General features: G+C 70.8%; 12 protein-coding genes. 7 read left to right on the plus strand and 5 right to left on the minus strand.

Features of this window, described 5'->3' with window-relative positions:
- Positions 1 to 156 precede the first annotated feature (156 nt).
- Positions 157 to 1,014, plus strand: coding sequence for a potassium-transporting ATPase subunit C (locus tag AB0J58_RS16260; protein ID WP_364215907.1), 858 nt, complete (start codon positions 157 to 159; stop codon positions 1,012 to 1,014).
- A gap of 49 nt (positions 1,015 to 1,063) precedes the next feature.
- On the plus strand, positions 1,064 to 3,628 hold the full coding sequence (locus AB0J58_RS16265; protein ID WP_364215910.1) for a sensor histidine kinase KdpD: 2,565 nt from the start codon (positions 1,064 to 1,066) through the stop codon (positions 3,626 to 3,628).
- A gap of 75 nt (positions 3,629 to 3,703) precedes the next feature.
- Here AB0J58_RS16265 and AB0J58_RS16270 read toward each other — a convergent pair whose 3' ends face one another.
- Complete coding sequence (locus AB0J58_RS16270) at positions 3,704 to 5,050, minus strand: cation:proton antiporter (protein ID WP_364215913.1); 1,347 nt, start codon at positions 5,048 to 5,050, stop codon at positions 3,704 to 3,706.
- 251 nt (positions 5,051 to 5,301) lie between these two features.
- A complete protein-coding gene (locus AB0J58_RS16275) occupies positions 5,302 to 5,748 on the minus strand; it encodes a YkvA family protein (RefSeq protein WP_364215916.1) in 447 nt (148 codons plus the stop codon).
- Positions 5,749 to 5,924: 176 nt separating this feature from the next.
- Between AB0J58_RS16275 and AB0J58_RS16280 the strand changes: the two genes are divergently transcribed.
- The 3 genes from AB0J58_RS16280 (at position 5,925) to AB0J58_RS16290 (ending at position 8,622) form a co-directional block, all read left to right on the plus strand.
- Positions 5,925 to 6,353, plus strand: a complete 429-nt coding sequence (locus tag AB0J58_RS16280) for an Rrf2 family transcriptional regulator (RefSeq protein WP_364215918.1) — start codon at positions 5,925 to 5,927, stop codon at positions 6,351 to 6,353.
- A 148-nt stretch (positions 6,354 to 6,501) separates the two neighbouring features.
- Positions 6,502 to 7,434 carry a sulfite exporter TauE/SafE family protein gene (locus tag AB0J58_RS16285; RefSeq protein WP_364215921.1) on the plus strand — a complete coding sequence of 311 codons (933 nt, stop codon included), beginning with the start codon at positions 6,502 to 6,504 and terminating at the stop codon, positions 7,432 to 7,434.
- Between the two features lie 225 nt (positions 7,435 to 7,659).
- Positions 7,660 to 8,622, plus strand: a complete 963-nt coding sequence (locus AB0J58_RS16290) for an NADPH:quinone oxidoreductase family protein (protein WP_364215924.1) — start codon at positions 7,660 to 7,662, stop codon at positions 8,620 to 8,622.
- 331 nt (positions 8,623 to 8,953) lie between these two features.
- Here AB0J58_RS16290 and AB0J58_RS16295 read toward each other — a convergent pair whose 3' ends face one another.
- Entirely contained in the window at positions 8,954 to 9,928 is a 975-nt protein-coding gene (locus tag AB0J58_RS16295) for a zinc-binding dehydrogenase (protein WP_364215927.1), read from the minus strand.
- A 97-nt stretch (positions 9,929 to 10,025) separates the two neighbouring features.
- Here AB0J58_RS16295 and AB0J58_RS16300 point away from each other — a divergent pair, with 97 nt between their 5' ends.
- Positions 10,026 to 10,643 (plus strand): helix-turn-helix domain-containing protein, encoded by a 618-nt coding sequence (locus AB0J58_RS16300; RefSeq protein WP_364215930.1) that lies wholly within the window; start codon positions 10,026 to 10,028, stop codon positions 10,641 to 10,643.
- Between the two features lie 77 nt (positions 10,644 to 10,720).
- Here AB0J58_RS16300 and AB0J58_RS16305 read toward each other — a convergent pair whose 3' ends face one another.
- Positions 10,721 to 11,764: a hypothetical protein gene (locus tag AB0J58_RS16305; RefSeq protein ID WP_364215933.1), complete on the minus strand. Its 1,044-nt coding sequence runs from the start codon at positions 11,762 to 11,764 to the stop codon at positions 10,721 to 10,723.
- A gap of 425 nt (positions 11,765 to 12,189) precedes the next feature.
- On the minus strand, positions 12,190 to 13,476 hold the full coding sequence (locus AB0J58_RS16310; RefSeq protein WP_364215936.1) for a M23 family metallopeptidase: 1,287 nt from the start codon (positions 13,474 to 13,476) through the stop codon (positions 12,190 to 12,192).
- 358 nt (positions 13,477 to 13,834) lie between these two features.
- Here AB0J58_RS16310 and AB0J58_RS16315 point away from each other — a divergent pair, with 358 nt between their 5' ends.
- On the plus strand, positions 13,835 to 14,731 hold the full coding sequence (locus AB0J58_RS16315; protein ID WP_364215938.1) for a helix-turn-helix transcriptional regulator: 897 nt from the start codon (positions 13,835 to 13,837) through the stop codon (positions 14,729 to 14,731).
- Positions 14,732 to 14,769 lie beyond the last annotated feature (38 nt).

Here is a 14,769-nt window from a genome sequence, read left to right on the forward strand (position 1 = left end):
CCGCTCGCCCTGCGGGGGGTGCGCTACCGCCCCTCCAGCGCGTCGAAGCTGCTCAGCCGCAACCTCTACGTCTACGGACTGGGCGGCATCGTCGCGCCCTTCATCGGCATCAAGCTGATAGACCTTCTCATCCACCTCCTTCCGGGAATGTCGTAAATGAAACACATGCCCATCTGGATGCACAGGTATCTCGCCGCGCTCCGCGCGCTGCTCGTCCTGACCCTGCTCACCGGTGCCCTCTACCCGCTGGTGGTCACCGGCATCGCTCGGCTCGCCTTCCATGACGGGGCCAACGGTTCCCTCGTGGAGAAGGACGGACGGGAGGTGGGCAGCGCGCTCGTCGGCCAGAACTTCACGGACGCCGCGGGCAGGCCCGTCGGGAGGTACTTCCAGAGCCGGCCGTCCATGGCCGGCGACGGCTACGACATGCTCTCCACCGCCGCGAGCAACCTGGGACCCGAGGACGTCGTGGACGTCCTGCCCGTTCCGGGTGCCGGGGGCGAGGGCAGGCGGAGCCTGCTCACCCAGGTCTGCGCCCGCTCCAGGGCCGTCGGGGAACTGGAGGGCGTCAGCGGTGCCCGGCCGTACTGCACGCCCGACGGCGTCGGTGCCGTGCTGAAGGTCTTCCCGGCGGCAGGCACCCCGACCAGGGCCGTCAGCGTCAACCAGGCCTGCCCCGCGCCCCCGTTCGTCGCCGAGTACCGTGGTGTCAGGGTCGAGTGCGGTAGACCCGGCGAGAGCTACGCGGCCGGCCGCACCGTTCCGGTCCGCGGTACGACGGTCCGGGCGGTCGTGCCCGCCGACGCGGTCACCGCCAGCGGCTCCGGCCTTGACCCGGACATCTCGGTCCCCTACGCCGAACTCCAGGCGGCCCGCGTGGCCAGGGAGCGCGGAGTACCCGTGGAGAGGGTCAGGCGGCTGATCGCGGAGAACACCACGGGCCGCTTCCTCGGCTTCATGGGCGAACCGGCGGTGAACGTCCTCGCGCTCAATCTGGCGCTCGACGGAGGCTGACCTCCGCCCCGGGGCCAGGGACCGGGGTCTCCACACTCAAGGAGATGTGATGAACGTAAGACGGGGGCGGCTGCGGGTCTACCTCGGAGCCGCCCCGGGGGTCGGCAAGACCTACATGATGCTCTCCGAGGGCCACCGCCGCCTCACCAGAGGCACCGACGTGGTCGTGGGCCTCGTCGAGACCTACGACCGTCCCCGTACCGCGGAACTGCTCGAGGGCCTGGAGGTCGTCCCGCGCAGGAGCATGGACCACCGCGGGTGCACGTTCACCGAACTCGACGTGGACGCCGTCATCGCCAGGAGGCCCAAGGTCGCGCTGATCGACGAGCTGGCCCACACCAACGTCCCAGGCTCGCGCAACACCAAGCGCTGGCAGGACGTCGAGGAGATCCTCGACGCGGGCATCGACGTCATCTCCACGGTCAACATCCAGCACCTGGAGTCGCTCAACGACGTGGTCGAGGAGATCACCGGGGTGGTCCAGCGCGAGACGATGCCCGACGAGGTGGTGCGCCGAGCCGACCAGGTGGAGTTGGTGGACATGGCCCCGGAGGCGCTGCGCCGCCGGATGGCGCACGGCAACGTCTACGCGCCGGAGAAGGTCGACGCGGCGCTGTCGAACTACTTCAGGGTCGGCAACCTGACCGCGCTGCGTGAGCTGGCCCTGCTGTGGGTCGCGGGCAAGGTCGACGAGCAGCTCGACCGCTACCGCGCCGAGCACGGCATCTCCGGCACCTGGGAGGCACGGGAGCGCGTCGTGGTCGCGCTGACCGGCGGCCCGGAAGGCGACACGCTGGTGCGCCGGGCGGCCAGGGTCGCGGCCAGGAGCAAGGGGGCCGACCTGCTGGCCGTGCACGTCACACGCGCCGACGCGCTGGCCGGAGTGGATCCGGCGAGCATGGTCCGCCAGCGCACGCTGGTGGAGGACCTGGGCGGCACCTACCACCAGGTCGTCGGCGACGACATCCCGCGCGCCCTGCTCGACTTCGCGCGCGGCGTCAACGCCACCCAGCTGGTGCTGGGGGCGTCCCGGCGCGGCAGGTTCGCCCAGATCCTCTCCCGGGGGGTCGGGGTGACCACGATCGCGCAGTCGGGGTCCATAGACGTTCACATGGTCACCCACGAGGAGATGAAGAAAGGGCGCGACCGAGCCCCGTCGCGGGCCGCGCTGACCCGCCCCAGGCGGGTGACCGGCTGGGTCCTCGCGATGCTCGGGCTGCCGGTCCTGGCGTTGGGACTGCGCCTGCTCCGCGACGGGGTGAACCTGCCGAGCGACATACTGCTCTTCCTGCTCACGGTGATCGTGGTCGCCCTGGTGGGCGGCATGTGGCCGGCCGTCACCGCGGCCGTGTTCGGCTTCCTGCTGCTCAACTACTTCTTCACGGAGCCGCTCGCCGGCTTCACCGTCGCGGACCCGGAGAATCTGTTCGCGCTGAGCGTCTACGTGCTGGTGGCCGTCATGGTGAGCGCCGTCGTCGACCTCGCCGCCCGCAGGACCAGGGAGGCGGCCCGCGCCCGTGCCGACGCGGAGATCCTCTCCACCCTGGCGGGACACGTGCTCCGCGGCGAGCACGTGCTCGCCTCGCTGCTCGCCCGGCTGAGGGAGACCTTCGGGCTGTCCTCGGTCACCCTGCTGGAACGTACCGGAGAGCCGGTGCCCGAGGACCAGGCCGACCCCGAGGCGTGGCGGATCGTCGCCGCCGCCGGCGTCGACGTGCCCTGCACCTCGCCCGGCGCCGCGGACACCGACGTGGTCATCGACGAGCGGCTCGTCCTCGCCGTACGGGGCAGGCTGCTGGAGGCCTCCGACCGGCGGGTGCTGGAGGCTTTCGCCGCCGAGGCGGCCGTTGCCCTGCGGCAGGACCGGCTGGAGGAGGAGGCGGAGCAGGTCAGGCCGCTGGCCGAGGCCGACAGGATGCGCACCGCGTTGCTCGCCGCGGTCAGCCATGATCTGCGCACCCCGCTCGCCTCGGCGAGGGCGGCCGTGGAGGGACTGCGGGCCACCGACGTCGACTGGTCCCCGGAGGACAGGGCGGAGCTGCTGGCCACCGCCGACGAGTCCCTGGTCAAGCTGGACCGCCTGGTCGCCAACCTGCTCGACATGAGCCGGCTGCAGGCGGGGGTGCTCGGGGTGGCTCTGGAGGCGACCGCGCTGGAGGAGATCGTGCCGCGCGCCATCGACGATCTCGGCGAGCTGTCCCGGCGGATCGAGGGCGACGTCTCCGCCGAGCTGCCCGAGATCGTCGCCGACCAGGTGCTGCTGGAACGCATCCTGGTCAACCTCATGTCGAACGCCGTCCGCTACAGCCCCGGGGACGTGAAGGTCCTCGTCACGGCCAGCAGGCACGGCGACCACGTGGAGATCCGCGTCGTCGACCGCGGTACGGGCATACCGCCCGAGGCCTACGACCGGATCTTCATGCCCTTCCAGCGGCTCGGTGACCGCGACAACCACACCGGTGTCGGCCTGGGCCTCGCGCTCTCCCGGGGGCTCGCCGAGGCGATGGGCGGCACGCTGCTGCCTGAGGAGACGCCCGGGGGCGGTCTCACCATGGTCCTGACACTTCCCGTCTCCCCGGGCCCGCGGGCGCCCCTCGCCGAGGAGGGCCCGTGACCCGCTTCCCGGCCGCCGCGGGCCGATCACCCGACAAGGTCGGGGTGATCGGCCCGCGGCCGGGTCGGCGTACCGCTACAGCGGGTCGGCGCCGTTCGTCTGGGGCTGGTTCGACCAGGCGAGCTGCTCGTTCCTGCGCAACTCCTCCTCGGTGGTCTGCTCCACCCTGGCCATGGCCCAGCGCAGGATCGGCGGTGCCATGAGGGAGGTCACGATCGCCACCAGCACCACGATCGTGTAGACCTCGACGCTGAGGATGCCCAGCCGCAGGCCCACCATGGCCACGACCACCTCGATGACGCCCCGCGCGTTGAGCCCGGCGCCCAGGGCCAGTGCCTCCCATCGGTTGAGCCTGCTGGCGCGTGCTCCGGCGTAGGCTCCGAGGAATTTGCCGACGATCGCCACGACCAGGATGGCGAGCCCGGCGAGCAGCACCATCGGGTCGGCCAGGGACGTCAGGTCCATGCGCAGTCCGGCGGTGGCGAAGAAGATCGGTGCGAAGCCGGAGAGCACCACCGTGCGCAGCGGGGCGAGCCGCGACGGTTCGACGCCGCCCGCGGTGCCGATCAGCATGCCGCAGACGAAGGCGCCGAAGACCGCCTCCAGGCCCATCGCGTGCGTGGCGGCCGAGGCGAGCAGGATCAGCACGGCCGCGGTCGCGACGGACGCGCCGGAGTCCTCGTCCCGGGAGGTGAGCCGGAACGAGTGCCGCACGAGGGGGCGGCCCAGGGTGAGCGCGAAGGCCACGACCGCCAGCAGGCAGGCCAGCGAGACCAGCACGCTCCCCGCGCGCAGGCCGGTGGTGGCCATGGCCGACACGATCGACAGCATGAACCAGCCGAACGCGTCGTCGATCATGCCCGCGGTGAGCGTGAGCTGCCCGATGTTGCGGTGGAGCAGCCCCATGTCCATCAGGGTCTTGGCGATGACCGGGATGGCGCTGACGCACATCGCGACGCCGAGGAAGAGCGCGAAGACCAGCGGCTCGGTTCCGGTGGGGATGAGCGTGGCCGGGAGCAGGAATCCGGCGCCGATGCCGAAGGCGAGCGGCACCAGCAAGCCGCCGATGCTGACTCCGGCCGCCGTCGCGCCCCTGCGCCGGACCATCCCCATGTCCATGTGGATGCCGGTGATGCCGACGAGCAGTAGCACGCCGATCTGCCCGACCGCGTCGAGCAGGTGGAACTGGGCGCTGTCCTGCGGGAACAGCCAGGTGGACAGGCCGGGCGCGACATGGGCGAGGAAGGAGGGCCCCAGGACCACCCCGACGAACAGTTCACCGACGACTGCGGGCATGCCGAGTCGCCCGGCCAGGCGGCCGAAGGTGAGGGCGAGCAGCAGGAGCAGTCCCACCTGCAGCAAGAAGACGAGTAGTTGATGTGCGGCGATCGGCGCCACTGGCGCCGCGAGCGTGACGAGCACGACAGACCCCTCCGGTTTTCGAGGTGCCGCCCCCTCTCCCCAGTCAGGACGACACAGTGCAGAGCTTGGCAAAGCAAAGATCGGCAATCAACTCTTGAAGAGCCGCCCAAAATATGCGGCAGTACCTGTGCCGCGAATTTGTGAGAGGTATCGCCTGACTGATCACGCTTCACCTGCCGGTTCCGGTGAAGGTGTGGTGGGGCTCGGCCGCCTGGGGCGGATCGGAGCCCTCTGAGACGGTCGGGACCGGGTCAGGGGCGGTGTCCCGTCTCCGGGTCCCCGGCATCCGGCTCCGCGGGGATGCGGGCCAGCCGCCGCACGGCTCGCAGGCCCTCGGCGGTGCCCGGCCAGTGCCGGGTGAGAGCCGCCTCGCCCGAGTGCCTGACCACCGAGCGCAGGACGAGGGCGACGACGATCGCGTCGTCGGCGTAGCCGAGGACCGGGACGAAGTCGGGGACCAGGTCGAAGGGCATGGCGAGATAGCCGAGGAGCAGCCACAGCCTGACGCGGACGCCGCGCGGCAGGGAGCCGTCCCTGGCCAGGCGGGGGATGAGCCGGAGCAGGTCGGGGAGCAGCCGCAGCGCCTCGCCGAGCGCGTTGCCGCGAGGACGCGCGACCGCCAGGGCGGTGACGAGAGCCAGCCACAGCAGGACCAGCCCGGTCAGCGCGCCGAGCAGGGTGGCAACCCAGGTGTTCACCGTCGGCTCCTCCGTGTGGGGTGCCCCGCTTTTCCGGCGGGGGAGTGCGGCACCTCGGGGGCGCGGGGGGTGTCCCACAGCCGAGAATAATTCACAGTTAACCTGTAGAGATAGTAGATTAATCGGCACCGACCCACATGAGGCCATCTGGAGACGCACTGTCGGGGGGCTGCCTGATGCACGTCACGGCGCGGAGCGACTACGCCCTGAGAGCGATGCTGGTCATCGCGCTGAGCGATCCCGCCCCCGTCAAGTCGGAGACGATGGCCCAGACGCAGGGGATCCCGGCGAGTTTCCTGCGCGGCATTCTGACCGACCTGCGCCGTGCCGACCTCGTCTTCGCCCAGCGGGGCCACGAGGGCGGCTTCACGCTCACCAGGCCGCCGGTGGACATCTCGGTCGGAGACGTCCTGCGTGCCGTCGGCGGCGAGCTGACCTCGGTGCGGGGTCTGCCGACCGGGGACGTGGCCTACTTCGGAGAGGCGGTGCGACTGCGCACGGTGTGGCTGAACATCGAGACCTCGATAAACGCCATCGTCGACACCGTCAGCCTGGCCGCGCTCCTGTCGCCGGTGGCCGAGAACGGCAGGCGGCGCGGATCCTGACAGCGGATGTCGACCGAACTGACGACCTGTGTGAGACGAAGATGTCCACGACCTGAGACACCTTGCGCGAAACGTGACTTGACGTCGCCGTGAAGTTCAATAACCATGTTTCCTATCAACATAGTAGGGAAAATGGGAAGGAGGCGTCGTGCGTGCGCTCATCCTCTTAGGCCTGGTCGGCTTCGCGGCGCAGCTCGTCGACGGCAGCCTCGGCATGGCCTACGGTGTCACCTCGACGACGCTGCTCCTGGCCATCGGCACCAACCCCGCCGCCGCCTCGGCCACCATCCACCTCGCCGAGATCGGCACGACCCTCGCCTCCGGCGTGTCCCACTGGCGCTTCGACAACATCGACTGGAAGGTCGTCGCCAAGATAGGTCTCCCCGGCGCCGTCGGCGCGTTCGCGGGAGCCACCTTCCTGTCCGGCCTCTCCACCGAGGTCGCCGCCCCGGTCATGTCGATCATCCTGCTCGCGCTGGGTGTCTACGTCCTGGTCCGCTTCACGGCCTTCGGCCTGCCACGCGGCAACCTGGGCAAGCCGTTGCGCAAGCGCTTCCTCGCCCCCCTCGGCCTGGTCGCCGGATTCATCGACGCCACCGGCGGTGGCGGCTGGGGTCCGGTCGGCACCCCGGCGATCCTGGCCAGCGGCCGCCTGGCGCCGCGCAAGGTGATCGGTTCCATCGACGCCAGTGAGTTCCTGGTCGCCATCGCCGCCAGCATCGGTTTCTTCGTCGGCATCGGCTCGGAGAACATCGACTTCTCCTGGGTGGCCGTCCTGCTGCTCGGCGGCGTCATCGCGGCCCCCATCGCGGCCTGGCTGGTCCGCCACATCCCGCCGCGCATCCTGGGTTCCGCCGTCGGTGGTGTCATCGTCCTGACCAACGTGCGGACCCTGCTGCGCAGTGACTGGGTCGGCGCCTCCGGCGGTGTCCAGACGGTCGCCTACATCACCATCGCCGCCATCTGGGCCGCCGCCATCGCCTACTCGCTCCGTGAGTACCGCCGTGACCGCGACAACGAGCTGGCCGAGGCGGAGTTCGAGCGCTCCGGGGAGCAGGAGACCGCCGGTTCCCCCAGCTGAGCCCGGCGGCGCGAATCCGGCCGTGGTTCCGCGCGAAGGTCCCCTCCCACGGTGAGGGGGCCTTCCGCGTTCCGGGCCCGGGTCGGCCACCGCCGGTGCCGGGAGCCGGGCGAAACCCCGGCGTCGAAGGGCTTCGACCACCGCGGCCCCGCCACGGTGACCACCCGGCGGCGCACGGGCCCGCATCCGCTGGCCGAACCGTTTCGGTGTCCGTAGGGTGACCTGATGCGCGCTCTGATGTGTGAGGAATTGGGGTCGGTCGCGGTCGTCGAGACGGACGTCCCGAGGCCTGCCGACGGCCAGATCGTCATCGCCGTCGAGGCCGCCGGCGTGAACTACGTCGACGGGTTGTTCGTCCACGGCCGCTACCAGATCAAGTTGCCGCCGCCGTTCGTACCGGGCGGTGAGGTCGCCGGCACGGTCAGTGCCGTCGGCCCCGGCGTGACCTGGCCGACGGTGGGAACGCGAGTGGTGGCGGTGTGCGGGCTGGGCGGTTTCGCCGAACAGGTCGTCGTCCCGGCCGCCGGCGTGGTGCGCATCCCCGACACCCTGGACGCGGCCCAGGCGGCGACGTTCGCCCAGAGTCACTGCACGGCCATGTTCGCGTTGCGGGACCGGGGCGGACTGAGCGCGGGGGAGACCGTGCTGGTCCTGGGCGCGGGCGGCGGGGTGGGGCTGGCGGCGGTGCGGGTGGCGACCGCGCTTGGCGCGACGGTCCTGGCCGGGGCGTCGAGTGAGGACAAGCGGCGGGCCGCACGCGCCGCGGGCGCCGTCGCCGTGCTCGACACGAGCGCCCAGAGCCTCAAGGACGCGGCCCGCGAGTTCTCCAACGGCGGGGTCGACCTGGTCTACGACCCGGTGGGCGGCGACCTGGCGGATCCGGCCCTGCGGTCGCTGCGGGTGGGCGGCCGTTATCTGGTGATCGGGTTCGCCTCAGGGGCCATCCCGTCGCTGCCGCTCAACCAGGTGCTGCTGCGCAACCGATCGGTCGTCGGAGTCGACTGGGGCGCCTGGTCGATGTCGGACGCCGACGGTCAGCACGCCCTGCTCACCGAACTCCTGGACCTCGTCGCCGCCGGCCTCCTCACCCCGGCCGCCCCGGCGACCGCCCCGCTGGAGGCCGGCGCGCAGGTCATGGACGACCTCCTGCGACGCCGGGTCACCGGAAAGATCGCCCTCATCCCCTGAGTGCGGAAGCCTCGGGGGAGGGGCGGACGGTCATCGGACGGCGAGACCTCTCTCCTCTTCCGCGGCGACGGGCTCGACCAAGATCTTGGCCGGCCTCGGTGACGACAGCTGTCCCGTCAGGGTGGACAGTCGCCGGTCGAGATCACTCCGACGGGTGTCGTCGGGTAGGCGATCGCGAACGGCGAGCGGTTCGCCGATGTCGCGTTGTGAGGGGGCCTGCTCGATCAGCGGGATCGCCACGGCTTCCGTGTCAGGCGTGGGTCGTACAAAAGGTGGGCCGTCTCCGGGCCTGGTGCGCGCCGATGACCGAGCCGGGAGTTCCCCTGGAGACTCAGGGTACGAGGAGGACGCGGCCGAGTTGGGAGCGGCTTTCCATGATCCGGTGCGCTTCGGCCGCTTCGGCGAGCGACAGCCGGGCGTGCAGTCTGGCGCGTAGTCTCCCCTCGACCGCGTGCCGTGTGACCTGCTCCATGTCCTCGTGTGCTCGCTTCGGCGCGGCGGCGCGCCAGGCGAGCAGCGAGAACCCGGTTACCGATCTCATTGTGAAAAGGCTGGTCAGCGGGATATCGGTCGCCTCGCCGCCGGCCGCTCCGTAGACGACGGCTCGGCCGAGCGGTGCCAGAAGGTCGAGGCTGCGCAGCAGGATGTGGCCGCCGACGGAGTCCAGGACGACGTCGACTCCTCCTGGCGCGGCTTCGCGCACTTGTTCGGGCCAGTCCTCCGCGGAGTAGTCGACGGCCGCGTCGGCGCCGAGCGCGCGGGTGAAGTCCAGTTTGGCGGGGGAGCCGGCCGTGGCGATCACGGTGCCGGCACCGGCGATCCTGGCGAGTTGCACGGCCAGATGGCCGATGCCTCCCGCGGCGGCGTGAACGAGCACGGTCTCGCCGGGCGACAGCCGGGCAGCGTGCAACGTGCCCAGCGCCACGGGGGCGCCCATCGGCAGCATGCTCGCGGTGGCGTCGTCGATTTCCTCCGGTACGGGCACGAGCCACTCGGTGTCGGCGAGGACGTGGTCGGCGAAGGCGTCCTCGGCCAGCGCGGCGACCCGCCGGCCGGTGAGGCCGGGGTCGACGCCCGGTCCCACCGCGTCGACCGTGCCGACCACGTCGCCGGTGAGCACGGCGGGCAGGTCGCGCCGGTAGATCCCGCCGGCGTCCGGTCCCCGGCGGAACTTCACATCGACGAAGTTGGCGCCGATCGCCTCGGCGCGGATGCGCACCTGGCCGGGGCCCGGACTGGGGATCTCTGTCTCCTCCATGGTGAGCACCTCGGGGCCGCCATAGGCGTGGTAACGGATTCGGCGCATGCCGTCCTCCCGCATCGGGGGTAAAGTGGACCTGCGGTCAAGTTTGATACGAACGTACTTGACCGACGGTCCAGTTGTCCATGGGAAAGAGGAGCCGATGATCGAGGAGCGTCGCGAACGTGCTGACGCGGCACGCAACCGTCGCGCCATCCTGCGGGCCACCGAGGATCTTCTCGCCCGGCACCGGCCCGAGCAGATCTCCATGGAACAGGTCGCCGCCGCGGCCGGGGTCGGTAAGGGTACGGTGTTCCACCGTTTCGGCAGCCGGATGGGGCTGATGGTCGCGCTGATGCAGGAGCGGGCCTACGCCCTGGAGGAGGCCGTGGCGAGCGGCCCTCCGCCGCTGGGGCCCGGTGCTCCGCCCGAGGAGCGGCTGATGGCCTTCCTGGACGCGATCGTCGACGTCGTCGGCCGCAACAAGGGGCTCCTCGCGGCGCTTGGCCACGCCGCTACGGCGGCCCCCAGGCCGGAGTGGAAGGAGCACGACGAGCACCGGGGCGAAGGCGACCACCCCGTCTACCGGTTCTGGCACGGCCACACCAGCGCGCTGATCGCCGCGCGACGTCCCGACCTGGACGGAGAGCTGCTGGCGCACATCCTGCTGGGCAGCCTTCAGAGCGAACCGGTCCTGCGGCTGCTGGAGCGCGGAGAGGCACCGCGGCTGGCCGCGTCGCTGCGCGTCACGGCCGCCGGGATGCTCGAGGCCCCCGCCTGAGCTGATCTGTGATGGTCGGAAGCACAGGCGTCACGGCGGCGACGTGCGGGTGCCGTCCACGACGAGGCGGGCACTGTTCATTCGTTCCCCGGTACCTCGAAGTGCTCCGACACGCGTTCGGCCCTGAAGGCGCCGCGCTCGGTCACGATCCGGGTCACCAGGTGCGGGGGAGTGGCGTCGAAGGCCGGGTAGTGGCCGGTGACGCCCTCGCCCGCGGTGCGCCTCCCCAGCACGTGCAGGACCTCGTCGCCGTCCCGCCGTTCGATGACGACGTCGCCGATTCCCGGCGCCCGGGGGTCGGGCGCCGGGATCACCACGTAGTACGGGACGTCGAAGGCGCGGGCGGCCAGCGCCACCCCCAGGGTGCCGACCTTGTTCACCACATGGCCGTCCATCGTCACCCGGTCCGCCGCGGTCAGCGCCACGTCGGCGAGCCCGTCGGCCAGCACCGAGGCGACCATCCCGTCGGTGATCAGGGTGGGCCGGTAGCCCATCTCCACCAGCGTCGGCGCGGTTAGCCGCGCTCCCTGCAGGTAGGGCCGGGTCTCGGTGCAGACGAACTCCAGTCGCTTGCCCGCCTGCTGCGCGGCCTCGACCGTCGCGATCAGATAGGTGTCGGCCCAGCAGTGGGTGAGGACGCGGGCGCCGTCCTCCAGCAGCGTCGCCGCGTGCCTGCCCAGGGCCGCGCTGCTCGCCCGGTAGGCCGCGTCGTGCTCGGTCGCGGCCTGGGTCACGGCCTCCACCAGTTCCGCTCCCGACGCCTCGGGAAGCGGCCCGTCCACGGTGGCGGCCAGGACCGCGTGGACGGCATCGCGGATGTGGTTGTTCGTGGGCCGGGTCGCGATCAGCCGGTCGCCCGCCCCGCGCAGCCGGGCCGCCGCCAGGACCGGCGGTTCGTCACGGGCCTCGCGGGCGGCCAGGACCATCCCGGCGGTCGCCGCGAAGGAGGGGCCGGTGCTCTGGGTGACCATCCGCTCGATGGCCACCGCGACGTCCTCGCTGGTGGCGCAGCGCACCCAGCGGTGTTCGAAGGGATAGACGCGGCGGTCGAGGATCTCCACGGCGTCGTCGGTGATCCTGACGGAGTCGGCGAGGACGGGCCGTCTCCCGGTTGTCTTCATGGGGACCTCCAGCGGTGGGGGACCCGATCACGGTACCGGCGCCGCCTGGCGTCACCGCGATCCGGTCGTGCCCCCGCGCCGCTGCCCTCCGCCGTGCTGTTCGAACGGCGGCCCGCCGCTCGGCGGTACGGTGGCCCAGGCCGGCTTCCTGTCGATCTCGCCCGGTCTGGGCGCGCGAGCCTTTTCACCGGCTGGGCGGCCGGCCGGTGGTTTCCCAGGGCCGGCCACCTGGACGCCGCTGTCGAGCGCCGGGTGTCTACTATCCGATCCGCTTCACGACCTTCGGCCTTCCGCGCGGCAACCTGGGCAAGCCACTGCGCAAGCGCTTTCTCGCGCCCTTCGACCTGATCACCGAATCCGGACGCGGCGTCCCTGGCCCGAGATCACCGGCGATGCGAGGTTCCACCGCGGCGTCGGGTGGGGGGTCAGCGGACGATGCCGTGGGTGTCCTTGCCGTCGCCGTTCCAGTCGCCGGTGATGGGCAGGTCGTGGGGGCTGCCGTCGCCGTAGGAGATGGATTGGGTGGTTTCGGTGGGGGTGGTGATGGGGCTGGTGCGGAAGGAGAAGGCGTTGCCCATGCGGACGCCGATGTTGTCTTTGCCGTCGCCGTCCCAGTCGCCGACGAGGGGGTCGGCGTTGGGGTTGCCGTAGGTGATGATGTGTTGGGCGGCGCCGGTGGTGGGGTTGTTGCTGAGGAGGAATCTTCCGGTGGTGGGGTCGTAGGCGCTGGGGGTGTCTTTGCCGTCGCCGTCCCAGTCGCCGATGAGGGGGCGCATGGGGGCGTCGCCGTAGGCGATGGTCTGGGTGGTTTCGGTGGGGGTGGTGATGGGGCTGGTGCGCAGGCAGAAGGTGTAGCCCATGCGGACGCCGATGTTGTCTTTGCCGTCGCCGTCCCAGTCGCCGACGAGGGGGTCGGCGTTGGGGTTGCCGTAGGTGATGATGTGTTGGGCGGCGCCGGTGGTGGGGTTGTTGCTGAGGAGGAATCTTCCGGTGGTGGGGTCGTAGGCGCTGGGGGTGTCTTTGCCGTCGCCGTCCCAGTCGCCGCTGATCGGGATCATCGGGCTGTTGCCGTAGGAGACGACGGGCTGGGTGTGGGCGCCGGAGGTCAGGTTGTCGGACAGGTAGAAGTCCAGAACCCCGAGATTGGGGGTGGCACCGCAGTTGCGGCTCGTGGTCGTGGCCGTGTACGAATTCCCGCCCTCGCTGAGGTGGTACTCGACCCCGTTGAAAGCCGGATAGATCAGCTCGGAGACCGCGCCGCTGCCGTCGCCGTTGGTGTCACGGAACACCTCGTAGTGCAGGTGGAAAGCGCCGCCGGAGTTCGTCCCGCTGTTGCCCAGTTCGCCGATCTGCTGTCCGGCGGTCACCTGCTGGCCTACCGTGACGTTCCTCGTCTTCAGATGCATATAGAAGGTGTAGTAGTTGTCACCATGGTTGATCTTGATCAGGTGACCCGCGCCCGACTCGAAATGTGACGCGGTGACCACGCCCCCGGCCGCGGCCATGATCGGCGTGCCCGACTGGATCTGGCTGTTGCTCCAGGGCGCGCGGTACATGTCGAGGAGTTTGCCCCGCGCGCGGTCGTGAGTGGGACCGGTGGTCAGGTCGACCGCCATCCCGCAGGGGAAGGGGGTCTGGAAGGCCGGGGCCGCGGCGGCGTGCGCCGGCGGGGTCGCCGTGCCGCCGGTGAGCACGATCAGCGCGGCCACCATCGCCATCCTCATCCAGGACGGGCGGGATGTTCTGGGGCATCGCGGATCAGTGGAAACGAGTGGATTCATAGTTATGTGTCCCCCTGACGAGTCGGGCTCCGGCCCGTGGGGCCGGAGCCGATCGAGCCGAGGTGGCGATCTCGGCGTGGTTGCTGATCATCACCGTGACCGGCCCGCCGCCCGGCGGCAACGAATATGGGACAGGACGGGAGAATGGGACATAGGGGCATGCTGGCCAGCGGAATCCCAGGCGTCGTGGGACAGGGGTGGGACGGAGGTGGCGTACGGGACAACGAGTGGTCGTTCCTGTTAGCCTGCGGGCGTCAAACTCGGGGGGATCCGGGCTTGGGGAGCGAAGATGTCGGAACCGTCCGCCGTTGAGGATCTAGCCTCATATCTACGCGAGTTGAAGACCAAGACCGGCCGGAGCTACGACGCGCTCGCCAAGCGGCTCGGTATCAGCAAGTCCGCGCTTCACCGCTACTGCTCGGGAGACGGTGTACCACCGCGCTTCACCGTCCTGGAACAGTTCGCCAAGGAGTGCCGGGCGAACCGGCAGGAGCTCGCCGAGCTGCATCGGCGATGGGTACGCGCCCAGGCGACCGAGGCGGAGTCCAGGGTGGCCAGGCAGGACCAGGAGCGGGGGGAGCCGGAGCGGGAGGAGCCCGACGCGGTGCGGAGCCTGCTGGTCGCCGCGGAGCCGGAGGACCCGCCGCCGGCGATCGGCACGGGTGGGCGCCCGACGATCCTCCGTGGAGGTGGAAGCCGCACGCGGCCCGTACAGGTCGTCCTGACCGTCCTTGCCGTCCTGTCCCTGACCGTGCTCCTGGTGTGGCCCTTCGAGAGCGGCCGGGATGGGGGAGCGAAGGCCGCGGAGCAGGCGTCGGTCGCCTCGGTGACCGTCGGCGCGCACTCCTGCATCATCCGCCGGGGCGTCAGGCATGTCGACGCCAGGCAGGGCGGCCACGTGTGGAGCACGGATTTCGTGTGCGCCAACCGGCCTGAGGCCCCGCTGTACCTCAGCGTGGACACGACCGAGAAGATAGCGATCCTGGACACCCCGAAGAGCTGGTTCGTCTGCTGGGCCTTCGGACGGGTCCAGAGTGACGGCGGGAACATCTGGTACTACACCCGAGGGGACCGCTCGGAGCCGGGAAAGGAAAGCTGGTCGGGGTGGGGCTTCGTCGGGGCCGAGCACGTCGATGCCCCCGTCCACCCGGTGTCAGCCATGCCAGGGTGCGAGTTCGTGCCTTGAAACGGCGGTGTGATGGCCCACACCTGGGCCATCACACC

It is taken from the genome of Streptosporangium sp. NPDC049644, assembly GCF_040675205.1.
GTDB lineage: Bacteria > Actinomycetota > Actinomycetes > Streptosporangiales > Streptosporangiaceae > Streptosporangium > Streptosporangium fukuiense.